Here is a 22,447-nt window from a genome sequence, read left to right as displayed (position 1 = left end):
GTCATTTGGGTGGCGTCAACTTTACGGCTGATTGTCGCTTCTATTGAACCTCTGAACGATCTACGACTCTGAAGCTTGTGACAGCGAGCCATGTAGTGGCACTGAGGAGGTCGAATGGATGATCGTTCCGCTCTCCATTCTCGTAAGCCTTGGCTGCCATTGGTAGTGACGCTGGCCCTGATGGTAGGGCTCGGAGGATGGGTTGGCTGGCAATGGCATGTTCAGGAAATGCGGGTGCGCGCCGAGCAGGCCCAGCGATTCAATCTGGCGGTCAATGACGTTGAAAGCACTCTGCGTGAGCGTATGCGCGCGTACGAGATGGTTTTACGAGGCCTGGCGGGGCTTTTCGTCGGGAGTGATGCGGTCAGTCTGCAGGACTGGAATCGGGCTTCCGATCAGCTTCAGCTCCAGGATTTCTACCCCGGCATCCAAGCCATTGCTCTGGCCCGCTATGCGCGCGCAGAGAACCTGGGCGTTCTGCTCGCGAAGATTCGCGAGGGAGGGCGTGATTTCCGCATCTATCCCCGGGGGGAGCGCAGCGAATACCTGATCGTGGATTACATCCATCCGCTTGATTGGCGTAACCGTCGGGTGCTGGGTTTTGACATGCTAAGTGAGGAAACGCGCAAGCAAGCCGTGATGGCGGCGCGCAACATCGGCACTCCGATGCTCACCGGCCCGTTGCGGCTCAAGCAGGAAACCGAGCAGAACGCGCAAGTAGGCATTCTGTTGTACCTCCCTCTTTACCGGGTCGGCGCCCCCATCACCACGTTGGAAGAACGCCAGGAAGCCTTTGCCGGAACCCTTCACGGTGCCTTCCGGCTAACTGACTTAATGGAGGGGGTGCTGGGTTCGCGCAGCAAGCTGTTCCAATTGCAGCTATTCGATGCCGCCGCCCCAGACGAGCCCTTGCTGGTCGGGCGAGCGCCGGTGAGTAGCGACGCCAGCTTCCATCGCACCCGCAACATCTACATGTATGGTCGTAGCTGGCAGCTGGAAGTTGCCAGCACACCGGAATACGAAGCCATCCTCAACCGGGTGGGCCGGGCCTTCAATCTGGCTGCTGCGCTAACTGCAGCGGTGCTGTTTTCGCTGTTGATCGGCGGCTACCTGTACTTGCGTGAACGGGCTTTGCGCAACAGCCAGACGCTTGGCGCGCAACTTCAGGAGCGCGAGGCATGGTTTCGCCAGCTGATTGAGCAGCTGCCAGTGGCAACTGTGCTTTGCAGCGATAAAGGGCGGATCGAGCTGGCCAACCAGAGTGCCGCCACGCTGCTTGGTAGCAGTGCTGGCCTGCTCGCTGGCGAGCGCCTCAGTCGCTACGTTCCGGGGGCCCTTGACGAGACCGCGAGCGGGCCACAACTTGAAGCCGATCAGCGGGAAAGCCAAGCGTTGCGCGAAGATGGCTCGCCGGTCCCGGTTTCGCTCAGCCTGACCAGTTTCAAGCGCGACAAGTCCGTTCATCATCTGCTCAATCTGGTCGACCTGCAGCAACGCAAGCGGGACGAAGAGCGTTTCCGTAATGTGGTCGAAGCCTCGCCAAACGCCTTTGTACTGTTCGATCAGGACGGCCGAATCGTTATGGTCAATCGCCAGACTGAGCTGCTGTTTGGTTACAGCCGGCAGGAGCTGCTAGACCAGCCAGTCGAGATGCTGATCCCTGAGTCGATGCGCAAGACCTACCTCGAAGTACGGCATCGTTTCGGTCAATCCCCTGAGTCGCGTAGGCTGGGTGAAAACCGCGAGCTTTTCGGACGCCACCGGGATGGTCATCTCGTGCCTGTTGAAGTCGGCTTGTCGCCGCTGCGTAGCGGGGATGAGCATCTCGTGCAAGCCGTGGTGACCGATATCGCTCATCGCAAAGCTGCAGAGCGGCGACTGCGCGATCAGGCTAACGAGTTGATGGTTGCCAATCGCTATAAGTCCGAATTCCTCGCCAACATGTCGCACGAGCTGCGCACCCCGCTGAACAGCATTCTTATCTTAAGTGATCAGCTGAGGCAGAACGCTGCGAGCAACCTGACCGAGAAGCAGGTCCGCCATGCCGACATCATTCATCGGGCCGGTCACGATCTGTTGCAGCTGATCAACGATGTACTTGATCTGGCCAAGATCGAGGCTGGGCATATGCAGATTAAGTCGGAGCCGCTGGACCTCGGCGAGTTGCTGGCGGAGCTGGTTGCGAACCTCGAGCCTATGGCCGCCCAGAACGGGCTGACCCTCAAGGCCCGGATCGACGAGGGAGTTCCTGCTTCGCTGGTTAGTGACCGGGCCCGGCTGCAGCAGATTTTGCGAAACCTGATTACCAATGCTCTGAAGTTCACCGAGCACGGCTCCGTTGATATACACGTGTCCAGCCAGCAGGCTGAAAGCGCTGTCGATACAGAAATGCTACAGATCTGCGTAACCGACACCGGCATCGGTATTGCTGAGGATCAGCACGAACGAATCTTCCAGGCGTTCCAGCAGATCGACGGCTCCATCAGTCGGCAATACGGCGGCACCGGGCTGGGGCTGGCCATAGCGCGTCAGCTTGCAGAAGTGCTCGGCGGTGGAATCCGGCTTAAAAGCGCGCCGGGCCAGGGCTCGAGTTTTACGGTCGAACTGCCCTTGAAAGTTGCGGCGACTCCAGAAATCCGCACGCTGCGGCCGCTGCAGCGGCGTGGCCAGGGTGGTGGTCTTCTGATAGTCGAGGATGACGCCGATTTCGCCTCGGTAGTGGCCGAGGTGGCCCAGTCCCACGGTTTCTCCAGCGTTATCTGCGGGACCGGACAAGAAGGGCTCGATGCGCTAGCTCAGGACGATTTTGCAGCGGTGATTCTGGATGTCCTGCTGCCTGACATCAGCGGTTGGCAGGTCCACCGGGTGCTGCGAGCCGACCCCAGGCACCAGGACACGCCGGTGTACATCATTTCCTGCGTGCCACAGCCGCAGGGCTGGTCGGATGACGGCTCACGCTACCTGATCAAACCCGTGGCTCAGTCGGAACTGGAACGCCTGTTTGTCGATCTTTCGCAGCAGGAAGGCAATTCGACGCGGCTGCTGCTGCTGGAAACCGAGCCGGATCGGCGCCGTCAGCTGCGGGAGCATTTCGAGCGGCTCGGCTACCGGGTCAGCGAATGCCAGCGCAGTGAAGAGGCCCGGCTGGCCTATGCTGAGCACAGCTACGCGGTGCTGATCGTCGACTTCGAACTCCCCGGCGAAGACGGGCTCGACTTGCTGGACGCACTGGACCGCCTGCGGCCCCTGAAAGACGTCAGGGTGATCCTGACCAGTCGCGAGGCGTTATCGGAAAAGAATCTGCAGCGGCTTAAGCGTTATTCATCAGTTGCGTTGTCGAAAACAGAAGGAATGGAGCATATGGAAGATGCACTGAAGCCCGACGGGGTAGAAGCTGCAGCGTGGGCAAGGGAAGAACTGGAGCATCCTCTTTTGGGGCAGCGGGTACTATTGGTCGATTCGGACGTGCGGGCGATTTACGCCATCAGCGCCATGCTTGATGAGCAGGGGCTGCAGGTGGTGCCAGTCACGACCAGTTCCGAGGCGCTGGAGCGCTTCGATCAAGATGCCTTTGATCTTGCGCTGGTGGACCTGTCCATGCCGGATAATGGCGGTCCCGAACTGATCCGTCAGCTCAGAAACGACTATGGTTGTCAGGTGCCGATTGTGGCAATGGCGGTTGGCTCTGACACGGCTGTTTCAGAACAGAAACTTCCGGCCGGTGCCGACGACATCCTGCTCAAGCCGGTCGACGGCACCAGGCTGGCCAAGCTGCTGCGGCGTCTGGAACGTAGTGATGGCCCTCATGCAAGTCCGTAAGGAGAAATGTGTGACGCATCGTTCAAGCCGAACTGGCGTCCCTGCCGACGTCGGTAGCGGAAGCCAAATCATGCTGTGTTGGGGGCTCGGCTGATGGCGTGGTCGCAACCCCAATCAAAGCCTCGGACCCGCACATTGCTGGTCGTCGATGATCGCGAGGCGAACCTGGTGGCCATGGAGGCCCTGCTCGGCGATGGCGACTGGCAGGTCCATACGGTTAATTCGGGTGAAGCCGCGTTGCAGGCGTTGCTCGATCTGGACGTAGAGCTGGTGTTGCTGGACGTTCAGATGCCTGGCATGGACGGATTCGAAGTGGCGCGCCTGATGCGCGGCAGTCCGCACGCCCGCTACACACCGATCATCTTCGTATCGGCCATTGCGCATACGCGTGAGTCGGTGTTGCGTGGTTACGCGACGGGTGCGGTGGATTTCATTCTCAAGCCGTTCGATCCGCAGGTGCTCAAGCACAAGATCAATACGTTGCTCAGCCATGAGCACAATCGGCGTGACTTGCAGCTGCTCAGCCAGCAGCTCGACAGTGCAAGGGCGTTTAACGCGTCCGTACTCAATAACGCTGCCGAAGGCATTCTGGTAGTGGGGGAGGATGGATTCATCAACTTCGCCAACCCGGCGATCGCCAAAATGCTGCACACCCGTGTCGATGATCTGCAAGGTACCGCGCTGATCAAGCATCTGGCCTCGCCGCAGATGCCACAGGCCTGGCGTGATACCGATTTCTACCAACATTGGCGTAGCGGCAATACCTATCGTCTTCATGAGGCGCAGCTGTTCACTGCCAACGGAGACACGCTGCCAGTAGCACTGTCTTCATCACCGCTGCCTCGTCAGCAGCGTTCAATGGTCGTGATCGCCCTGGACATGTCGGTGGTGCGCAGCTTGCACGTGCAGCTGGAAACCCAAGCGGTAACCGACTCGCTCACGGGCCTGCTCAATCGTCGCGGTTTTCATCAGGCGCTGGATTCGGCTTTGGCGCGGGTCGATCGCAACGGCAAGCGCATGGCCATCCTCTATATCGACCTTGATGGTTTCAAGCGCATCAACGATTCGCTGGGGCACGATGCCGGCGACGAGATTCTCTGTCGCGTAGCGCGCGTATTGGAAGCCTGCATGCGTCCATACGACATCATCGCCCGAATGGGAGGTGACGAGTTCACTGCGTTGCTGGACTCTCTGGATCATCCAGAAGATGCCGCCAGGGTGGCGGAAAAGCTCATAGAGTTAATTTCGGTTCGACATACCATCGACGGCACCGACGTCACGCTCGGTGCCAGTATTGGCATTGCGAATTTTCCGGATTGCGGCCAGAGCGTCGAAGAGTTGCTTCGCTCGGCGGACATGGCCATGTACGAGGCCAAACGCAACGGCCGGCAGCAATATCGCTTCTTCTCCGGTGAGATGAACGGGCGGGCCCACGCGCGCCTGATGATGGAAGAAAACTTGCGTAGCACCATCGAGCGCAATGGTTTCGCTTTGGCCTATCAGCCGCAGGTCGTGCTCGAGACCGGTGAGCTGCGTGGGTTCGAGGCCTTGCTGCGCTGGAATTACGCCGGGCGCGGTTCGGTGGAGCCGAGTGTATTCATCCCCTTGCTGGAAGAAACCCGGCTAATTGACCGGGTCGGCGAATGGGCGCTGCGTGAAGGCCTGGCCCAGTGCCGCGACTGGCGTGAGCGATTCGGCGACAAGCTGGTGCTGAGCTTCAACGTCAGCCCGGTGCAGTTCCGCCGAGCCGGATTGATCGACGAGTTGCGCCGGCTGCTCGATGAGTATCAGCTTGATCCCCGACAGTTGGAGCTGGAGGTCACCGAGGGCGCACTGATGGAGGACCTGGAGCAGAGCTGCGACAAGCTTCGTCAGCTGCGTGAGCTGGGGGTCAGGGTGGCGGTAGATGACTTCGGCACCGGTTACTCATCGCTGGCTTACCTGCGCCATTTCGATCTGGACACGCTGAAGATTGATCGATTGTTCGTCGCCAACATGCTCGATTCGCCCCGCGATGCTGCAGTGGTCAGCACCATTATCGATCTGGGGCGAAACCTGGGACTGGAGGTGATTGCCGAGGGCGTTGAAACGCTGGCCCAGCGCGAGTGGCTGATCGATCATGACTGCCACGTGATGCAAGGGTTTCTGGTCGCGCCAGGGCTGGCCGTTGAGGACGCTCTGGAATTTCCGCGAACAATCGACTGGCTAAATCTTGAACATCGACCGGCCGGCTAGTGCCGGCCTGTTTGGCTAAGCTGAAGCGCCATGACGAGGCGGGTATTGGTGATGTAGCTTTTCTAGCTCGGCATCTTTGTCGCTCCAGAGCTCATTGACCCACTCCTGAAAGCTCAACCGGTAGGCTTCGTCCTGGTCGTAGCTACGGTGTAGGAACTCGGCAGGGATCGGCTGCGAGTCGATGCGCATCACGACCCGGCCGATTCGGCCGCAGAGCAGGTCCCAGAAGCTCGAATTGCCGTCCGGGTAGTGAATGGTGACGTTGATCAGTGCCGTCAGTTGCTCGCCCATCGCATCGATCACGAACGCAATGCCGCCGGCCCGGGGTTTGAGCAGGTAGCGGTAGGGCGATGTCTGTTCAGTGTGCTTGTCCTCGGTGAAACGAGTGCCTTCGAGAAAATTGAACACCGACACCGGGTTGGTCCGGTAGCGCTCACAGGCCTTGCGGGTGGTGGCCAGATCCTCGCCGCGCTTCTCCGGATACTTGGTAAGGTATTCCTTGCTGAAGCGCTTCATGAAGGGAAACTCCAGCGCCCACCAGCACAGGCCGATGACTGGCACCCAGATCAGCTCCTGCTTGAGGAAGAACTTCAGGATCGGCATCCGTCGGTTGAACTGGTACTGCAACATCAGGATGTCAGCCCAGCTCTGGTGGTTGCTGGTGACCAGATAGGAGTGTTGCAGATCGACCTTTTCGAGTCCCTGCACGTCCCACTCGGTTCGCCGCACCTGATCCATCCAGAAGCTGTTCACGGCCATCCAGGATTCAGCGATCCAGTGCATGCCAAAGCGCAATGCGCGCTGAATACGCGGAACCGGTAGCGCAAGCTTGAGCAATGACAGGGCAAACAACGGCCAGCACCAGAACAGCGTGTTCAACGCCAGGGTCAAGCCAGCCAGGACACCCCGTAGTGGGGCAGGAAGGACGCTCAGCATCGATTGGATCTTATATCCGTCAATAAAGGCGGCAAGAGTACCGATTGCGGGCTGAACTGCAAGGCAAAAAGTAGCGCCTAGCATTGCGAAGCGCCCGGCCAGGCTGGCCGGGCGCGGGACGCAGATCAGGCCTTCTGGTTGTCAGCCTGCAGAGCGGTCAACGCGATGGTGAACACGATGTCGTCCACCAGTGCACCGCGGGACAGGTCATTGACCGGCTTGCGCAGGCCTTGCAGCATCGGGCCGACGCTGATCACGTTGGCGCTGCGCTGAACCGCCTTGTAGGTGGTGTTACCCGTGTTCAGGTCAGGGAAGATGAACACCGTGGCTTGACCTGCCACTAGGCTGTTAGGCGCCTTTTGCTTGCCGACACTGGCGACCGATGCGGCGTCGTACTGCAGCGGACCGTCGATTGGCAGGGTGGGTGCGCGCTCCTGGGCGATGCGTGTGGCTTCAGCAACCTTTTCCACCTCGGCGCCACTGCCGGACGTACCAGTGGAATAGCTGATCATCGCCACGCGCGGGTTGACGCCTAGCGCGACGGCCGATTCGGCGCTCTGCAGGGCAATCTCCGCCAGCTCGGTAGCACTCGGGTTCGGATTTACAGCGCAGTCGCCGTAGACCAGTACTTGATCCGGCAGCAGCATGAAGAACACCGACGAGACCAGGCTGTAGCCTGGGGCTGTCTTGATCAGCTGCAGCGCCGGGCGAATGGTGTTAGCGGTTGTGTGTATGGCGCCGGAAACCAGACCGTCCACTTCGTCGAGCGCCAGCATCATGGTGCCAAGGACCACCGTGTCTTTGAGCTGCTCACGCGCATCGTCTGGAGTCAGCCCCTTGGCCTTGCGCATTTCGCACATCGGCTCGACGTACTGGTTGATGATCAGCTCCGGATCGAGAATCTCCAGGCTTGCCGGCAGCTGGATACCTTGCTCGCGTGCAACTGCCTGGACTTCTTCCGGCTTGGCCAGCAGTACACAGCGCGCGATGCCGCGCTCCTGACAAATGGCCGCGGCGCGGATGGTGCGCGGCTCGTTGCCTTCCGGCAGGACGATGCGCTTGTTAGCTTGCTGTGCGCGCTTGACCAGCTGATAGCGGAACGCCGGAGGCGACAGGCGCAACTCGCTGCGGGGTACGCTGAGTCGGGTATGCAGCAGTTCGGGCTGCAGGTGCTGCGCAATGAAGTCAGTAACCTGGCTGGCACGCTCGATGTCGTCCGCTGGGGTTTCCTTGTTCAGCCCGAACAGGTTGGTGGCCGTATCGTAGGAGCCCGTCTGCACGGTCATCACCGGCAGGCCGCCATCCAGTGCCGCTTTGCAGAGCTCGAGAATCCGCGGGTCGGGCGCGAAGTCACTGCACAGCAGCAGACCAGCGAGCCTGACGCCATTGAGCGAGGCCAGGCTCGCCGCCAGGATGATGTCGTCGCGGTCACCCGGCGTGACCACCAGTACGCCCGGCTGCAGCAGTTGCACTGTGTTGGGGACGGCTCGGGCGCACAGGACGATCTTTTCGACGCGACGCTGCTCCGCTTCGCCGGCGTGAAGGACCTTGGCGTCGAGCAGTTCGGCGATGTCACGGGTCCGCAATGCGTTGAGTTTGTCGGCGAATGGGATCGCGCCGAGCAGCTGGAAGTCCGCAGAGCCCAGTACCGGCAGCTGGGCCTTGAGGCCCTCGATGAAGGCCGGCGTGCCGTCCTCACTCTTGACCTTGTTGAGAATGACGCCCAGCACTTTCGGATCCTTGGCGCCACCGAACAGCTGGGCCTGGATCTCGATGCGCTCGGCCAAGCGCTTGAGCGTGTCACTTCCTTGCGCGGCGATCAGGATGACATCCGCGTCCAGGCTTTTCGCCAGATGCGTGTTAATCCGCGACGTGTGGTTGAACTCACGCGTCGGCACCATGCCTTCCACAATGACCACGTCCTTGCCCGCAGCAACGTCCTGATAGCGGCTGACCACGTCCTCGAGTAACAGGTCGAGTTCACCATCGGCCAACTGGCGCTCGACCTGCTCCAGCGGCAGTGGCTCGGGCGACACGATATTCAGGGTGCGCTCAACCAGGACACAGGAGCGCTCACGACCCTGGTCATGTGGAAAGGGCTGGGCGATGGGCTTGAAAAAGCCGACCTTCAGCCCGGCACGTTCGAGCGCGCTGATCAGGCCAAGGCTGATGGAGTTGAGGCCGCCGCCAAAACCGCAGGGGGCGAGGAATAAGGTATGCATGATGATCTCCTATCGGGCGAAGGGCGATGCCAAGTAGACGAAACCCGACGCCGTTTACGGTCGTCGGGTTCGTGCGGTGCGTCTGGCTGTCGGCGCGCTATCAGGCGTCGAGCAGCGCCAGCGTGTCCAGCGCGATCTGACGTTCTTCGTTGGTCGGTACCACCAGTACACGGGGGCTGCCTGCTGCCTGGATCTCTCCACCAACACCGCGCGTGCAGCGTGCGTTGGCTTCTTCGTCCAACGTAAAGTTGAACAGCTTCAAGTGCTCGAGGGTGCGGGTACGCACGGCCATCGAGTTCTCGCCGATGCCGCCAGTGAAGATCAGTCCATCAAGTTTCGGCAGGGCGCAGGCCATGCTTGCCAGTGACTTGGCCAAGCGGTAGCAGAACACTTCGAATGCCAGGGTGGCACCGGCATGTCCGGCGACACGGGCTTCCTGCAGGGTGCGCAGGTCGTTGGATAGCCCGGAAAGACCTTTCAGGCCGCTGTCGTGATTGAGCATGCGATCGATCTGCTCCAGGCTCCAGCCCAGGGTGCGGTTCAGGTAGCTGTGCAGGTTGGGATCGACATCACCGCTGCGAGTGCCCATTACTAGGCCTTCCAGCGGGGTCAGCCCCATGCTGGTGTCGCGGCTCTCGCCGTTGACGATGGCGCACGTCGAGCAGCCATTGCCCAGGTGAGCCGTCAGCCAGCTGCTGTCATCGACCGGGAGCCCGGTCATCTCAGCGGCACGCTTGCTGACGTAGTTGTGGCTGGTGCCGTGGAAGCCGTAGCGGCGGACGCTGTGTTCCTTGTAAAGGAATTCCGGCACGGCGTAGCGGAACGCACGTTCCGGCATGGTCTGGTGGAAGGCGGTATCGAACACGCTGACCTGCGGCAGGCCGGGGAACAGCGCCATGGCTGCATCGATCCCGACCAGGTTGGCTGGGTTGTGCAGTGGCGCCAGCTGCGCGCTGTCGCGAATCGCCTTCAGCACTGGCTCGTCGATCAGGCTGGAACCAGTGAAATGCTCGCCACCATGGACCACACGATGGCCGATGCCGTCCAGTTTGCCGCCTGCGGCCTCCTGGGCCACCGGCAGCAATTTTTCGAGCGCGGCACGGTGATCGGCATCCGGAATGTTCAGGCTCTGCTTGGTGTCCCCCAGCTGCCAGTGCACCACGGCTTCGGGGGAGCCGAGACGTTCGGCCAGGCCCTGCAGGGGGAAAGTGGCTTGAGCTTCGTTGACCAGTGCGAATTTGATCGACGAGCTGCCGCAGTTAATCACCAGGATGTTACGAGCTGACATCGGTGCTCCTTGGATGCGAAATTAATTGTTGAAATAGGTCGCCTACATTTACAGGCGTGGATTCTTGCATAACCTTGAGAGGCGCGATGCTCTCCAAAGGTTGTATTCGTCACCACCTAGGGCATGAGGTCGCGTGGGGTGGATCTGCTGCCGATGGTCCCCTAAATCGTGCGTCGGTTCGCAATCAATGCAGCTCGCGGTTAGACTTTCACACACATTCCCCAACAAAGGTTTTGCCTCATGCAGATTGCCGCTAACAAGGCTGTGTCAATCGACTACACACTCACCAATGATGCCGGTGAAGTGATCGACAGCTCGGCCGGCGGCGCGCCGCTGGTCTATTTGCACGGTTCGGGCAACATCATTTCCGGTCTTGAAAAGGCGCTGGAAGGCAAGCAAGGCGGTGACGAAGTGAAGGTCGCCATCGAACCGCAGGATGCCTACGGTGAGTACAGCCCGGAACTGGTCGCCACCCTCAATCGTGCGATGTTTGAAGGCGTCGATGAGCTTGAAGTCGGCATGCAGTTTCACGCCTCCGGCCCGGACGGCGGGATGCAGATCGTTACCATTCGTGATGTTGAAGGCGACGATGTGATCGTTGACGGTAATCATCCGCTGGCCGGACAGCGCCTCAACTTCGAAGTCAAGATTGTTGATGTGCGTGAAGCCAGCGAAGAAGAAATCGCTCATGGTCATGTGCATGGCGAAGGTGGTCACCAACACTGATTGGCGCCCGCAAGCGGCTGGTCAGCGAGAAGCCCGGATCGAACGGGCCATGGAAGCGCTTCGGTTCTGCCGGAGCGCTTTTTTACTCTGGAGTAGAAACACATGAGCGCGTTTCACGAGTTGGTTCTGCCCGGCCTTGCGGGCCAGGAACTTCCCCTAGCGCCGTTGAAATCCCAGGTGACACTGGTGGTCAATGTGGCTTCCGAGTGCGGTCTCACGCCTCAATATGCAGGCTTGCAAGCGCTGCATGAGCGTTACCAGGATCGTGGTTTCGGCGTACTGGGCATCCCCTGCAATCAGTTCGCTGCTCAGGAGCCAGGCAGCGATGCGGAAATCCTGCAGTTTTGCGACGAGAATTACGGCATCACCTTTCCGATCAGCAGCAAGCTCGAGGTCAACGGCTCGCAGCGTCACCCGTTGTACCGCCTGCTGGCAGGGGAGGGCGCTGACTTCCCAGGTGACATCAGCTGGAACTTCGAGAAGTTTCTGGTAGGCAAGGACGGACGTGTGCTGGCGCGCTTTTCGCCGCGCACTGCCCCGGATGATCCTGCGCTGATCCAGGCCATCGAAAGCGCGCTCGCCTGAGCGCGCCATCTCCTATCAAAGCCGTGTGTTGTTGCTGACGGCTTCTCGAAGTCGATATCGCGACAGCATGGGTCTGCAATAAGTGTCGTGGATGATGGTGGTCGGTCTAGACGACCGGTCATATCCTCGGCGCCATGAGCAATCAAGCCCGCAACGACAAGCGTGACCTGATCCTGGCCAAGGGGGCGCAGGTGATGACCCGTCGTGGCTACCACGGCACCGGCGTGCTGGAAATCGTCCAGGCTGCCGGGATTCCCAAAGGCTCCTTCTATCACTACTTCGCCAGCAAAGAAGACTTTGCCTTGCAGGCGCTGGAGCATCTCTACCTGCCTCGGCTGGAGCGCTATCAGGCGGCGCTACTCGAGTCTCCGCTGAGCCCTCGGGCGCGCATTCTGGGTTATTACGCAGACCTCATTGCGCACTTCGCTCGGCAGGAATGCCCGGAATACCATTGTTTCATCGGCAGCCTGAGCTTCGAGATGGCTGAACTGTCACAGCCCATCGGCCAGCAAGTCGAGGCGATTTTGCTGCGTTCGGTCAGAGTGCTCGCCGACTGCCTCGAACAGGCTTGCGCGGCCAGCGAGCTTGATGCCGATACCGATTGCCTAGCGCTGGCTGAATTCATCGGCAATGCCTGGGAGGGCGCCTTGTTGCGCATGAAGGTTGGCCGCAGTGTCACGCCGTTGAAGATATTTCTGACCCAGCTGGAGCGTCTGCTGACGCCCCGCTGATTTTTTGTGGCGATCGGCGAGACGACCGGTCGCTTTTTCTTCAAGCCAGAGGAGACAGCAATGACTGCAGCCGTGAATGCCCTGTTCCAACCCTTCCAACTCGGTAGCTTGCAACTGCCGACGCGTGTCGTGATGGCGCCGATGACCCGTTCCTTCTCTCCTAACGGTGTGCCAACCGCGGACGTCGTCGAGTACTACCGCCGTCGTGCCGCGTCGGGTGTGGGGTTGATCATCACCGAGGGCACCACGGTCGGCCATAAGGCCTCCAATGGCTATCCGCAAGTGCCGCGCTTCTACGGCGAAGCCCCACTGGCCGGCTGGAAAGCGGTGGTCGAGGCCGTGCACGCGGCCGGTGGCAAGATCGTTCCGCAGTTGTGGCACGTGGGCAATGTTCGTCACAAGGGAACCGAGCCGGAGCCGGAAGTGCCGGGTTACGGTCCGATGGAGAAGGTGAAGGACGGCGAGGTCGTGGTGCACGGCATGACCGAACAGGATATTCAGGACGTGATCGCAGCGTTCGCCCAGGCTGCCAAGGATGCCCAGGCCATAGGCATGGATGGTGTCGAGATCCACGGCGCGCACGGCTACTTGGTTGACCAGTTCTTCTGGGAGGGCAGCAACCAGCGCACCGACGAGTACGGTGGGAGCCTGGCCAATCGCTCCCGCTTCGCCATCGAGCTGATCGAGGCAGTACGCGCGGCGGTAGGACCGGACTTTCCGATCATTTTCCGCTTTTCTCAGTGGAAGCAGCAGGACTACTCAGCGCGCCTGGTCACCACGCTGGAAGCGCTTGGCGAATTCCTCGAGCCGCTTTCTGCGGCGGGTGTGGACATCTTCCATTGCTCGACTCGCCGATTCTGGGAGCCGGAGTTCGAAGGTTCCGAGCTCAACCTCGCTGGCTGGACCCGTCAGCTGACTGGCAAGCCCACCATCACCGTCGGCAGCGTGGGGCTCGATGGAGAGTTCCTGCAGTTCATGGTCAAGACTGACAAGGTGGCGCAGCCAGCCAACATTGAGGGGTTACTCGAGCGCCTGAACAAGCAGGAGTTCGATTTGGTGGCGGTAGGACGCGCACTGATTTGCGATCCGGACTGGGCGTTGAAGGTGAAAGAAGGGCGTATGCAGGACATTCTGCCCTTTAGTCGTGAAGCGCTGAAAACGCTGGCCTGACGCGCGACGTAATCTCTAGCTGCAGAGAAGCCATCCTTGGGATGGCTTCTTTTTGCGCATCGTTATTGCGAGGCACCGGGATAACCGGCCTGCTTTAGCAGCTTGGCCAAGTGCACGGCGTTGCGCGCCAACATCGCGTTGGTCTTGCCGATCTTCTCGCCCGGATGTTCCACATCCTTGTAATCCGTCGACCCCATCGCCGGTCCGACCCAATAGGTGCAGCCGTTGGCAGGGATGGTGAAGCCTACGTCATTCAGTCCCTGATAGAGACTGGCAACCACATGATGGGCGCCATCCTCGTTACCCACCACAGCGACGCAAGCAACCCGCCCGTACGAGACCATCCGCTTTCACCAATGAACGCGTCCAGGCGCTCCAGTACGCGCTGACAAACGCTGGATGGATGGCCAAGCCAGATCGGCGTGCCGAGAATCAGGATGTCCGCTGCAAGCAACTTTTCCCGAATCATCGGCCAGTCGTCACCTTCGCCTTCGTCTGACGTCACGCCGGGCTTGATGTTGAAGTCCACTGCGCGGACCTGCTCGCAGCTGACGCCGAGTTTTTCCAGCTCGCGCTGAGCCTGGTTCAGCAACAAGCTACAGGACGATTCTTGGGGCGACACCTTGAGGGTGCAGTTGATTGCGAGGGCGGTTAGCGCCATTGGGGGGCTCCCGGTGTGAGGTGTTCGAATCTAGACACCTCAACGTGTCGCAGTTCACGGATCGATCACGGTAGGCATTGTCGATTTGCCGCCCTCGCGCACCCAGAACAGCGTTGCGGCTGCCACGGCTGCCGGCATGATCAGGAGATTGACGAAAGGAATCAGCAATGCTGCGTAGGTCACCGCGCCGAGACTCAGGCTTTTCCAGCGGCGCTGGCGCAGCCAGACCATCATTTCGTCCCAGCTCAGCTTGTTGTTGTCCGCTGGATAATCGATGTACTGCACCGCCATCATCCAGACGCCAAACAGAAGCCAGAGTGGCGCTGCGACCAGATTGACCACCGGAATGAATGACAGGATCAGTAACACCAGCGCACGGGGTGCGAAGTACGCCAGTTTGCGTGCCTCACGTCCGATGGTTCGCGGCAACATGGCCAGCAGCTCGCTCCAGCTGAACGGTGGGGCGCTATCGACTCCGCGTGCCACGGTTTCCACCTTTTCGGCAAGAAAGCCATTGAAAGGGGCGGCAACGATGTTGGCGAGCATGGTGAAGGTGAAGAACACGATCAGCACCACCAGCACTACGAACAGCGGCCAGATGATGTATTCGAGGAACATCAACCACTCGGGGAGGTTTGGCATGAAGGCATCGACCCAGCCGCCGAACTGGCGCACCGCCAGATAGATCAGACCGCAGAACAGCAACAGATTGACCGTCAGCGGCAGAATGACGAACAGCCTGAGGCCTGGGCTAAGAATGAGCTTCAGGCCTTCACGTAGGTATTGGGGGCCGGATAGGGCAGCGACGGGCATTGACGATACTCCGGAAAGGACGGTCCGGACCTTACCGGCTTTATTGGGGTGGGAAAAGCGACATCACAATCGATAGGACTGGGCTATTAGGCCGATCGGCTTTATGCAATAGCCAGCGTTGCGCTTGGCTTTTAGGCTAGCCCCGAAATCTCCTTTTGGTTTTCAGGGCCGTCCGCTTCAAGCCTTCCCCAAGTGCCTGGCCGGCCCTTTTTTATTTCTCTTCGAAATTGACCGGTTTGCGCCTCAGCGGCTGCTGATCAAAGCGCACGCCCGGGAGTCCGGTATCCATCAGGGCGCGGATGTTCAAGTGGTCGGATCCACTGGGGTTCTCCAGCACTGACTGATAGTGCTCCCCGAACGCAAGCAAGGCTTCCTCTGTGGTGAAGCCTTCTAGTACGGCCAGGCCCAACGTCTTGCACGAACCCTCGTTCTGCCCGGCAGCGTTTTCAACGTTGCCATTGAAAAAGCGGGTTGGCTGGTAGTCATAGGCGCTGGCGATGAATGCCAGCGTCTCGCTGAATGGGTGGTTTCGGTTGCGCAGACTGGCGCGAAAGTCCCTGAGGCTACTCATGGTTTCTGGGCCTTGTCGAACGCAGCCTGTTGCTCTGGCGTTGCGTCCTTCTGATAGCGTTTCTTCCAATCCGCGTATGGCATGCCGTAGACCTCTTCGCGAGCCTCATCGAGGCTGACGTCGATATCCAGGTCATCGGCGGCGGCCTTGTACCATTTCGACAGGCAATTGCGACAGAAGCCAGCCAGGTTCATCAGGTCGATGTTTTGTGCGTCCGGGCGGCTGCGCAGGTGCTGCACTAGGCGGCGGAAAGCGGCGGCTTCGAGTTCGGTGCGTTCTTGTTCATTCATTTCAAGGGTCTCGGCGTTGCAGACTTCGGCGGGATCATAACCTCGACGCAGGCCGTGGGCCAGATAGCGGCGGGGAACTTTAGCGGCTTGAACCGCCTCCGCTAAACAGGATGGCCGGCCGGCCATCCAGCTGTCGAGGAGACTGGATGTGATTGGAAAAAAACACTGGGTGATTGCCGAAGGGTACCTACCGGCGTTGGGACCGAAACCCGATGAGCCAGCGCTGCGCAGCCATGAGACGGCGTGCATTTTGAACGCTGGCCCGTTGGAGGCGGTGATTGAGCTGACGCTGTACTTCGCTGACCGTGAGCCGGTCGGGCCGTACGCGATACGGGTCCCCGCGCGGCGAACCTTGCATCTCCGTTTCGATGACCTGCAGACGCCCCAGGCAGTGCCGCGTGAGACTGACTATGCCAGCGTATTCATCTCCAACGTACCGGTGGTCATTCAGCACACTCGGCTGGACGCACGCAGCGGTGACCGTGCGCTGATGACGACCCTGGCCTATGGCAGCGATTGACCCGAAGGGTCAGTCCCGATGCGCGGCGAGGGTAATCGATACCGACTCGGCAAAGCGCAGAGCGTGTGGCTTGTCCACTTCGACTTCGGCGTAACGCACTTGCGGATGCGCCATGACCAGGTCAAGGATTTCCTGGGTGAGCCGTTCGAGCAGGGCGAAACGGTTGTCCTCGACGTGTTGGATGATTGCCTTGGTGATGGTTCGGTAGTTCAGTGCATGGCCGATGTCGTTGTCACGCACGGCCTCGGCCGCAGGATAAAGCATCGTCAGATTGATCAGGACATCCTGCTTGTTGAGGATTTCCTCTTCCTTGATACCGATGAAGGTACGTAGGCGCAGGTCTTTGACGCGGATGCGCGCCATGGCAGGTTCCAATCGGGGCATGGGGTTCCTTCGCGTATCAGATCAGGTGGCGGCCACCGTTAACGCTCAGCGTGGTGCCGGTGACATAGGGATTATCCAGCAGGTAGCGCAGGCTCTGGTAGATCACCTCGGCGCCGGGCTCGATGCCAAGGGCGGATTTGGCAAGCGCCTTGCGTTGGTAGACTTCATCATCGCCTTCGTTGAACTGTATCAAGGCAGGCGCGATGCCATTGACCTTGATCGCCGGCGCCAGTCTGGCTGCAAACGACAGCGTGAGGTTGTCCAAACCGGCTTTGCTGGCTGCATAAGCGATGTGCTTTTTGCTGCCAACGCGGGTGACGTCATCACCGATGTGGATGATGTCTGCCGGACCGCCATGCTGCAGCAGTTCAGTGCAGTGAAGGTTGATCAGATAAGGCGCGAGCATGTGCACCTCGAACATGCGCTGGAATGTTTCAGCTTCCTCACCCGGTGTCTCCGGGTGCCAGTCCGATGCGTTGTGAACGATCGCGCGTAGGGCGCTGGTGTGCTCCTTGAGTGCAGCGATAAAGGCGTGGATGCCCGCTGCGGCGGAAAAATCGGCATGCAAGGTCACCGCGCCGCGCTCACGAAGGCGAGCCAGACTTGCTCGAGGGGTGCGGTAGCTCACGATTACCGGCTGGCCTTCATCAAGCAAGCGTTCGGCGCAATGCAGGCCGATGCGCTGGCTGGCACCGGTAATCAGTATCGGGGCCGTCGGCTGGGTCATGCTGGGATACCGAGTGGGACGGGGAAAGTCGCGCCGCCTGTGCAAGGCAGCAGTGCCTTGCCAGCTTACACCAGGGTGCGCAACGACCCTACTCTGCGGGCGTTTTCGTGTGTGGAAAGACGGGCATCTACGGTGCTGCTAAGGAGTCTCGGGCGCGTCGGAGGTGGCCTGTGTGGAAAGCTCTGGCTGCAACTCGGGATGCAAACGCTGATGCTGTTCGTACAGATAGGAGCGGATGCGTTCGGCATCTTTGTCCTGCGGATATTCGACTTCGTAGGCAGTCATTCCACCTTCGGCATGGCGGATCCGATGAGCGTCGATCTGAAACGAGTCTTCGCCCGGCAATGCCAGCCGCATGTGCAGATGTTTGGGCGCCTGATGCTTGGCTCCGGCGTCGACCAACAGGCCGTTGGGTGACAACTCATGCACGCTCAGCGCGGTTTCGTTGCCATCGTCGGAAAGTAGTGGCAGCGGTTCGTCCAAGTGTAATCGCCAGGCGCGAAGTACCGGTCCGCGTTCATAGATGGTCGGAGGCGCGAGCTGCAATTGTACCGCCTGGAATTCATCCTGCTTCAGCTGCAGCGGGAACGACATGCAATAGTCCTCGAGCTCCGCTTCGAGGGTCAGGTTGGCCTTCGCAGCCAGTTGCAAGAGCAAGCCGTTGGCCTTTTCTCCGCCGTCGACGCGGAAGCCAGCCCGCGTTTCGCCCGGCTCTGCAGACGAGCCACTGACAAGTTCGTTGATGTAGGCCAGTTCGGCACTGGTCAGATCAGTTTTGCTAGGCATCCCGATTTCCCTCTCAAGGTCAGGGCAGACCCGTCTGCCCATGCCTAATCGCTCCAGAGTGCAGCACAGACCTCTACGAGATCCTTTACCACGTCGGCACTGCGACAACACATGCCCGATGTAATTCCCTTCCGCCTAGCGGCGGCACCGTTTTGAAGTGTAGAACCCCTCTGTCGGGATGAGTGTGTCGGATGCGGCATAATGCTCGGCTTTAATCTAAAACGGAGCTCATCATGAAAGTGGCCATCCTCTCCGGTACCGTCTATGGCACAGCTGAAGACGTTGCCCGCCATGCTGCGACGGTACTCAAAGCGGCGGGGTTCGACGCCTGGCATGATCCGCGCGCGCAGCTGGCGCAGATCCTGGACTTCGGACCGCAAGCATTGCTGGTGGTGACTGCCACCACTGGGATGGGCGAGCTACCGGACAGTTTCGTCCCGCTCTACACGGCGATTCGTGATCAGTTTCCGGCCTGGCAGGGCTTGCCAGGCGGGGTGATCGCACTGGGCGACGCCAGCTATGGCGATACCTTCTGCGGCGGCGGGGAGTTGGTTCGGGAGTTGTATGCCGAGCTGGGCGTACGCGAAGTGCAGGAAATGCTGCGCCTTGATGCCAGCGAAACGGTAACGCCGGAGACCGACGCCGAGCCCTGGCTGGAAAGCTTTGCCGCAGCTCTGCGTGGCTGATAAGTAGGCAAGGCCGGCGGTGGCCTGGCGGCGGTCAGTCTGCCCGGCGAGCGAAGGCTTGCAGGTGCGGATAGAACGCTTGGAAGTCCTGCAGCAGCGGCTCATATAGCCGTTCCATTTCCTCGACACCGGCGAGCAGCCCTTCGGGGCGTGACAAACGCCGGCTCATGCCGGCCACAACCTGCTCCATCACGGAAAACTCCCGATAACTGCCGAGCCAGTCCTGAGCGGCCATGCGCGGCGCGATTAGCGCCAGCGTGCCGGGGAGCTCGGCTTCCTCAAGCAACACCTGATACACCCGCGCGGTGAAATGCTGAAGGGGCTCTTCGGCGTAGTGGGGCCAATGCGCCGCCAGGCAATGATCGAAAAAAAGATCGACCAAGATGCCTGCGTAGCGTCGTCGCTCGCGGGGAAAGCGCTGCTTGGCTTGAAGGACAATCGGGTGGCTATCGGTAAATACATCGATCTGTCGGTGCAGGCGAATGCCCGCTTCGATATCGGCTGGCCATCGGTCCTGTAAGGGCCCTTTGACGAAGTCGCCATAGAGACTGCCGAGCAGCTGCCCGGGCCGCTCGCCGCCGAGATGAAGGTGCGCAAGATAGTTCATGAGGCGAGTCTAGCAGCGCTTGCTTGCGCTCAGCTTGCATCAGGCAGCGTTGGCGATCGGCATCAGCTGCGAAGGACCGTACAGCGCTTCGGCGATCGCATTGTGGCAACGACGGGCGAGTGGGTTACGTTGCGTGTCATGGCTGGATAGCGGGGCCAGCAGCTGGATTTCCACCACTGCTGTATCTTCCGCCAGTAGCCGAAACAGATGTGAAAGCAGATCGTCGTCGCCGATAAAGGGGGCTATCGGATCGATAACGCCGTTGCGCAGATATCGAATCGCAACGGGCTGTACCGGCACACCCGTATCGATCGCACAGGCTAGCAGTCTTGAGTGGAATGTGCGCAGCGAAGTGCCATCGGTTGTGGTGCCCTCGGGGAAAATCAGCACGCTGCTTCCTTGCCCCAGTTCCTCGCTCATCTGCTGGCTGAGCAACGTACTGTCGCTACCGCCGCGCTGGATGAAGCGGGTTCCAGCCTCGGTTGTTAGCCAGCCAATCACCGGCCAATGACGGATCTCGGCTTTGGCGAGGAAGGTCATCGGTTGCAGCAGGCCCAGCAGGGGGATGTCGGTCCACGATAGGTGGTTGGCGACCCACAACATCGGCTTATCTGGCAAATCGCCTGTCACACGAATCTGAAATGGCAATGCCGCTGCGAGCCGCCCCAGAAACGAACGGCACAGCTGCTGACGCGCAGCTTGAGCGGGATTAAAGCCCAGCACCGTGCGCAGTTTCAGGCTGCAGGCCAGTACCAGGCCGTAGAGAATCACCATGGCCAATCTCAAGAGACGAAAATACAGCCTGATCCTGCGCATTCAGACCGCTGCCTTGAAGTGCCGGGCGTAACGCGGGCACAGCTCGTCGCGCTTGAGGAGAATGAAGAGGTCTGCGACCTGAAAATCTGGATCCCAGCAAGGTTCACCGCAGATCTTTGCACCCAGTCGCATGTAGGCCTTGAGCAGCGCAGGTGTCTCAGCGATGACGTTGTCGGGCAACGCGAGCGCTGGTAGCGGGTTTTTAGGGCATGCGTGTAGCAGCTCCGTCGAAAGATGACGTTCGCGCAGTCGCTGCATGATGGCCTGGGCCTGGACGCCGCCGTCGCGCATTGGAATGCTGGCGCAGCCCATGAGATATCGATAGCCACCTTGGTTGAGCACTTCAGCCAGTTCCGCCCAGAGCACGGCGATGGTCGCGCCGTTGCGGTAGGCCGGATGAACACAGGTCCGGCCAATCTCCAGGATCGGCCCTTCAAGTTTCGCCAGGCCTTGTAGGTTGAATTCGTTTTCGCTGTAGAACCGTCCCAATCCACGCGCCGTCTGGTTATCGAGCAGGCGCGTGGTTGCGACAAGCTCCCCGCTGCCTGAGTCGCGTACACCGATATGGCTGCAGTAAGCGTCAAACTCATCGCTGTCCAAACCGGCCTCGCTGCCCTGCATCTGAGCGCCATACTCGCCGTTGAATACCTGATAACGCAGCGCCTGAGCCTCACGTAATGCATCGTCGCCGAGCAGGCGTACCGCCTGCAGTTGTCGCGTCACGCGGGGGAAGGCAATGGTGGTCATGCTCGATCTCCTGGTCAGCCTGGCAGTGGCAATGCATCCGGAGCGCATGGTTGTTATGGTTGGCGTTCCGTCAGTCCGTGATGCCAGAGGCTAGGCAGGGGCGGTGTCACGGTTGTTACGGATCCGTGATGCTTGGATGACGGCATTCAAGCCCCCAGAACCAAGCGAATCTGCTGGAGAGAACCGATGTCTTGGCACACTGTGCTTGGTCCGATTGAACGCTTGCCGCAGCCTGCGGCGCTGGACGATTGGTTTTGCGAGGTACAGGCCAATGGAGGCGGTGACCCGTTCGAGTTGGCGGTGCGCGGCGGCCGTCAAGCCGCCACGCCTGGTCTGGCGTTTCTGGTCGGCTATCAGGCCGCGTTGCGACGGCTCTGGCCGTCGGCGCCAGCGGGTATCGGTGCGCTATGCGCGACCGAGCAGCGTAAGCTGCGCCCGGCGGATATGCAGACTCGGTTGGATAAATTGACGCTTACCGGCAGCAAGGACTTCGTCATTGCTGGATCAGCGGCGGCCTGGTTGTTGGTTCCGGCACGAGACGAGGCGCCAGGCGAGCCGGCAAGGCTCAGCCTGTGCGTCGTGGGTTCCGGTGATCGGGGCGTGACTATCGAGGACATGCCGCCGCTGCCGCTGGTACCGGATATCGTGCATGGGCGCTTGCGCCTCGAGCGGGTGCCATGTCAGCGGTTGGCGGGTGACGGCTGGGACGACTACGTCAAGCCGTTTCGCACGCTGGAAGACCTGTACGTGCTCGTCGCCATGGTCAGCTGGTTGTATGGAATCGCCTTGGAGTGCGCATGGCCGCAGGCGCTGCAGCTCAGGTTGATCGGTCTGCTGGCGGCTGCAGCCGAAGTATCGCGCCTGCCGCCTGCTGAGGTTTCGACGCAGCTGTTGCTGGCTGCGCTCGATGCACAATGGGCCGCAACCTTACCTGCGCTGGATACGGCCCTCGATGAAGGTCCGGTCCATTGGACCAAGCTATGGCAGCGCGATCGCGGCATATTGCAGTTGGCGCGCCACGCACAGGCCAAGCGGCTGGAGAAGGCAGCGGCGGCTTTCGCAATGACGCCTCAGTGTGACCGGGACTGAACGATGCGATAAAGCCACCGAGGCGGGAACTCTGCACG

At 60.3% G+C, this 22,447-nt stretch carries 23 protein-coding genes; 9 read left to right on the top strand and 14 right to left on the bottom strand.

Features of this window, described 5'->3' with window-relative positions; genetic code table 11:
- Positions 1-114 precede the first annotated feature (114 nt).
- On the top strand, positions 115-3,819 hold the full coding sequence (locus tag ACQKIK_RS04095) for a CHASE domain-containing protein (RefSeq protein ID WP_499134855.1): 3,705 nt from the start codon (positions 115-117) through the stop codon (positions 3,817-3,819).
- Positions 3,820-3,912: 93 nt separating this feature from the next.
- The gene (locus ACQKIK_RS04090) at positions 3,913-6,054 is read left to right on the top strand and encodes a putative bifunctional diguanylate cyclase/phosphodiesterase (RefSeq protein ID WP_101152974.1); all 2,142 of its coding nucleotides are present in this window, start codon (positions 3,913-3,915) and stop codon (positions 6,052-6,054) included.
- Positions 6,055-6,069: 15 nt separating this feature from the next.
- Here ACQKIK_RS04090 and yihG read toward each other — a convergent pair whose 3' ends face one another.
- The 3 genes from yihG to ACQKIK_RS04075 form a co-directional block, all read right to left on the bottom strand.
- A complete protein-coding gene (gene yihG, locus ACQKIK_RS04085) occupies positions 6,070-6,990 on the bottom strand; it encodes a 1-acylglycerol-3-phosphate O-acyltransferase, YihG family (RefSeq protein ID WP_499134853.1) in 921 nt (306 codons plus the stop codon).
- Positions 6,991-7,115: 125 nt separating this feature from the next.
- Entirely contained in the window at positions 7,116-9,212 is a 2,097-nt protein-coding gene (pta, locus tag ACQKIK_RS04080; protein ID WP_064481674.1) for a phosphate acetyltransferase, read from the bottom strand.
- Positions 9,213-9,312: 100 nt separating this feature from the next.
- Complete coding sequence (locus tag ACQKIK_RS04075; protein WP_499134851.1) at positions 9,313-10,500, bottom strand: acetate kinase; 1,188 nt, start codon at positions 10,498-10,500, stop codon at positions 9,313-9,315.
- Positions 10,501-10,740: 240 nt separating this feature from the next.
- Between ACQKIK_RS04075 and ACQKIK_RS04070 the strand changes: the two genes are divergently transcribed.
- The 4 genes from ACQKIK_RS04070 to ACQKIK_RS04055 all read left to right on the top strand — a co-directional run bounded on the left by ACQKIK_RS04070 (position 10,741) and on the right by ACQKIK_RS04055 (position 13,712).
- A complete protein-coding gene (locus ACQKIK_RS04070; protein WP_045429574.1) occupies positions 10,741-11,226 on the top strand; it encodes an FKBP-type peptidyl-prolyl cis-trans isomerase in 486 nt (161 codons plus the stop codon).
- A gap of 102 nt (positions 11,227-11,328) precedes the next feature.
- Positions 11,329-11,811, top strand: coding sequence for a glutathione peroxidase (locus ACQKIK_RS04065; RefSeq protein ID WP_045429571.1), 483 nt, complete (start codon positions 11,329-11,331; stop codon positions 11,809-11,811).
- Positions 11,812-11,945: 134 nt separating this feature from the next.
- Positions 11,946-12,542: a TetR/AcrR family transcriptional regulator gene (locus ACQKIK_RS04060; RefSeq protein ID WP_082082152.1), complete on the top strand. Its 597-nt coding sequence runs from the start codon at positions 11,946-11,948 to the stop codon at positions 12,540-12,542.
- 60 nt (positions 12,543-12,602) lie between these two features.
- Positions 12,603-13,712, top strand: coding sequence for an NADH:flavin oxidoreductase (locus ACQKIK_RS04055; RefSeq protein WP_499134849.1), 1,110 nt, complete (start codon positions 12,603-12,605; stop codon positions 13,710-13,712).
- Positions 13,713-13,774: 62 nt separating this feature from the next.
- On the opposite strand, the gene ACQKIK_RS04050 is transcribed toward ACQKIK_RS04055, so the two are convergent.
- The 5 genes from ACQKIK_RS04050 to ACQKIK_RS04030 all read right to left on the bottom strand — a co-directional run bounded on the left by ACQKIK_RS04050 (position 13,775) and on the right by ACQKIK_RS04030 (position 16,047).
- Positions 13,775-13,993 (bottom strand): hypothetical protein, encoded by a 219-nt coding sequence (locus ACQKIK_RS04050; RefSeq protein WP_499134846.1) that lies wholly within the window; start codon positions 13,991-13,993, stop codon positions 13,775-13,777.
- Positions 13,966-14,373 (bottom strand): flavodoxin family protein, encoded by a 408-nt coding sequence (locus tag ACQKIK_RS04045; protein ID WP_499134844.1) that lies wholly within the window; start codon positions 14,371-14,373, stop codon positions 13,966-13,968. The genes ACQKIK_RS04050 and ACQKIK_RS04045 overlap by 28 nt, the downstream gene beginning before the upstream one ends.
- Before the next feature lie 54 nt (positions 14,374-14,427).
- Positions 14,428-15,186, bottom strand: coding sequence for a sulfate transporter CysZ (cysZ, locus tag ACQKIK_RS04040; RefSeq protein ID WP_046162779.1), 759 nt, complete (start codon positions 15,184-15,186; stop codon positions 14,428-14,430).
- Between the two features lie 211 nt (positions 15,187-15,397).
- On the bottom strand, positions 15,398-15,757 hold the full coding sequence (locus tag ACQKIK_RS04035) for a HopJ type III effector protein (protein ID WP_045429560.1): 360 nt from the start codon (positions 15,755-15,757) through the stop codon (positions 15,398-15,400).
- Positions 15,754-16,047: a DUF1244 domain-containing protein gene (locus ACQKIK_RS04030; protein WP_499134842.1), complete on the bottom strand. Its 294-nt coding sequence runs from the start codon at positions 16,045-16,047 to the stop codon at positions 15,754-15,756. Before ACQKIK_RS04030 ends, ACQKIK_RS04035 begins: the two co-directional genes overlap by 4 nt.
- Positions 16,048-16,195: 148 nt before the next feature.
- Here ACQKIK_RS04030 and ACQKIK_RS04025 point away from each other — a divergent pair, with 148 nt between their 5' ends.
- A complete protein-coding gene (locus ACQKIK_RS04025) occupies positions 16,196-16,567 on the top strand; it encodes a sensory rhodopsin transducer (RefSeq protein WP_196766685.1) in 372 nt (123 codons plus the stop codon).
- A 9-nt stretch (positions 16,568-16,576) separates the two neighbouring features.
- Here the strand turns inward: ACQKIK_RS04025 and folX are convergent, their stop codons facing one another.
- The 3 genes from folX to ACQKIK_RS04010 form a co-directional block, all read right to left on the bottom strand.
- Entirely contained in the window at positions 16,577-16,951 is a 375-nt protein-coding gene (gene folX, locus ACQKIK_RS04020; RefSeq protein WP_045429554.1) for a dihydroneopterin triphosphate 2'-epimerase, read from the bottom strand.
- Positions 16,952-16,967: 16 nt separating this feature from the next.
- Complete coding sequence (gene folM / locus ACQKIK_RS04015) at positions 16,968-17,678, bottom strand: dihydromonapterin reductase (RefSeq protein ID WP_241530380.1); 711 nt, start codon at positions 17,676-17,678, stop codon at positions 16,968-16,970.
- A gap of 138 nt (positions 17,679-17,816) precedes the next feature.
- Complete coding sequence (locus tag ACQKIK_RS04010) at positions 17,817-18,464, bottom strand: PilZ domain-containing protein (RefSeq protein WP_241530381.1); 648 nt, start codon at positions 18,462-18,464, stop codon at positions 17,817-17,819.
- A 233-nt stretch (positions 18,465-18,697) separates the two neighbouring features.
- Here ACQKIK_RS04010 and ACQKIK_RS04005 point away from each other — a divergent pair, with 233 nt between their 5' ends.
- Entirely contained in the window at positions 18,698-19,150 is a 453-nt protein-coding gene (locus tag ACQKIK_RS04005; RefSeq protein ID WP_064481679.1) for a flavodoxin, read from the top strand.
- Between the two features lie 34 nt (positions 19,151-19,184).
- Here the strand turns inward: ACQKIK_RS04005 and ACQKIK_RS04000 are convergent, their stop codons facing one another.
- Genes ACQKIK_RS04000 through olsB form a run of 3 tightly spaced genes read right to left on the bottom strand, consistent with a single transcriptional unit; the run spans position 19,185 to position 21,320 of the window.
- Positions 19,185-19,757 carry an acyl carrier protein phosphodiesterase gene (locus tag ACQKIK_RS04000; RefSeq protein ID WP_499134838.1) on the bottom strand — a complete coding sequence of 191 codons (573 nt, stop codon included), beginning with the start codon at positions 19,755-19,757 and terminating at the stop codon, positions 19,185-19,187.
- 39 nt (positions 19,758-19,796) lie between these two features.
- Complete coding sequence (locus ACQKIK_RS03995) at positions 19,797-20,573, bottom strand: lysophospholipid acyltransferase family protein (protein WP_463307703.1); 777 nt, start codon at positions 20,571-20,573, stop codon at positions 19,797-19,799.
- Entirely contained in the window at positions 20,574-21,320 is a 747-nt protein-coding gene (olsB, locus tag ACQKIK_RS03990) for an L-ornithine N(alpha)-acyltransferase (protein WP_046162771.1), read from the bottom strand.
- Positions 21,321-21,506: 186 nt separating this feature from the next.
- Between olsB and ACQKIK_RS03985 the strand changes: the two genes are divergently transcribed.
- Complete coding sequence (locus ACQKIK_RS03985; protein WP_499134836.1) at positions 21,507-22,409, top strand: acyl-CoA dehydrogenase; 903 nt, start codon at positions 21,507-21,509, stop codon at positions 22,407-22,409.
- Positions 22,410-22,447: the final 38 nt, after the last annotated feature.

It is taken from the genome of Pseudomonas sp. NPDC047961 (assembly GCF_050272435.1).
Lineage (GTDB): Bacteria > Pseudomonadota > Gammaproteobacteria > Pseudomonadales > Pseudomonadaceae > Stutzerimonas.
This window is presented reverse-complemented; position numbering and strand designations above follow the sequence as displayed.

What these genes read in the sequence shown, in the direction of transcription:
- ACQKIK_RS04000 (WP_499134838.1), bottom strand. Translation starts at nt 19,757, where the DNA reads ATGAACTATCTTGCGCACCTTCATCTCGGCGGCGAGCGGCCCGGGCAG.
- folM (WP_241530380.1), bottom strand. Translation starts at nt 17,678, where the DNA reads ATGACCCAGCCGACGGCCCCGATACTGATTACCGGTGCCAGCCAGCGC.
- pta (WP_064481674.1), bottom strand. Translation starts at nt 9,212, where the DNA reads ATGCATACCTTATTCCTCGCCCCCTGCGGTTTTGGCGGCGGCCTCAAC.
- ACQKIK_RS03985 (WP_499134836.1), top strand. Translation starts at nt 21,507, where the DNA reads ATGTCTTGGCACACTGTGCTTGGTCCGATTGAACGCTTGCCGCAGCCT.
- ACQKIK_RS04090 (WP_101152974.1), top strand. Translation starts at nt 3,913, where the DNA reads ATGGCGTGGTCGCAACCCCAATCAAAGCCTCGGACCCGCACATTGCTG.
- ACQKIK_RS04095 (WP_499134855.1), top strand. Translation starts at nt 115, where the DNA reads ATGGATGATCGTTCCGCTCTCCATTCTCGTAAGCCTTGGCTGCCATTG.
- ACQKIK_RS04065 (WP_045429571.1), top strand. Translation starts at nt 11,329, where the DNA reads ATGAGCGCGTTTCACGAGTTGGTTCTGCCCGGCCTTGCGGGCCAGGAA.
- olsB (WP_046162771.1), bottom strand. Translation starts at nt 21,320, where the DNA reads ATGACCACCATTGCCTTCCCCCGCGTGACGCGACAACTGCAGGCGGTA.
- ACQKIK_RS04070 (WP_045429574.1), top strand. Translation starts at nt 10,741, where the DNA reads ATGCAGATTGCCGCTAACAAGGCTGTGTCAATCGACTACACACTCACC.
- ACQKIK_RS04005 (WP_064481679.1), top strand. Translation starts at nt 18,698, where the DNA reads ATGAAAGTGGCCATCCTCTCCGGTACCGTCTATGGCACAGCTGAAGAC.
- yihG (WP_499134853.1), bottom strand. Translation starts at nt 6,990, where the DNA reads ATGCTGAGCGTCCTTCCTGCCCCACTACGGGGTGTCCTGGCTGGCTTG.
- cysZ (WP_046162779.1), bottom strand. Translation starts at nt 15,186, where the DNA reads ATGCCCGTCGCTGCCCTATCCGGCCCCCAATACCTACGTGAAGGCCTG.
- ACQKIK_RS03995 (WP_463307703.1), bottom strand. Translation starts at nt 20,573, where the DNA reads ATGCGCAGGATCAGGCTGTATTTTCGTCTCTTGAGATTGGCCATGGTG.
- ACQKIK_RS04035 (WP_045429560.1), bottom strand. Translation starts at nt 15,757, where the DNA reads ATGAGTAGCCTCAGGGACTTTCGCGCCAGTCTGCGCAACCGAAACCAC.
- ACQKIK_RS04030 (WP_499134842.1), bottom strand. Translation starts at nt 16,047, where the DNA reads ATGAATGAACAAGAACGCACCGAACTCGAAGCCGCCGCTTTCCGCCGC.
- ACQKIK_RS04055 (WP_499134849.1), top strand. Translation starts at nt 12,603, where the DNA reads ATGACTGCAGCCGTGAATGCCCTGTTCCAACCCTTCCAACTCGGTAGC.
- ACQKIK_RS04045 (WP_499134844.1), bottom strand. Translation starts at nt 14,373, where the DNA reads ATGGCGCTAACCGCCCTCGCAATCAACTGCACCCTCAAGGTGTCGCCC.
- folX (WP_045429554.1), bottom strand. Translation starts at nt 16,951, where the DNA reads ATGCCCCGATTGGAACCTGCCATGGCGCGCATCCGCGTCAAAGACCTG.
- ACQKIK_RS04010 (WP_241530381.1), bottom strand. Translation starts at nt 18,464, where the DNA reads ATGCCTAGCAAAACTGATCTGACCAGTGCCGAACTGGCCTACATCAAC.
- ACQKIK_RS04060 (WP_082082152.1), top strand. Translation starts at nt 11,946, where the DNA reads ATGAGCAATCAAGCCCGCAACGACAAGCGTGACCTGATCCTGGCCAAG.
- ACQKIK_RS04075 (WP_499134851.1), bottom strand. Translation starts at nt 10,500, where the DNA reads ATGTCAGCTCGTAACATCCTGGTGATTAACTGCGGCAGCTCGTCGATC.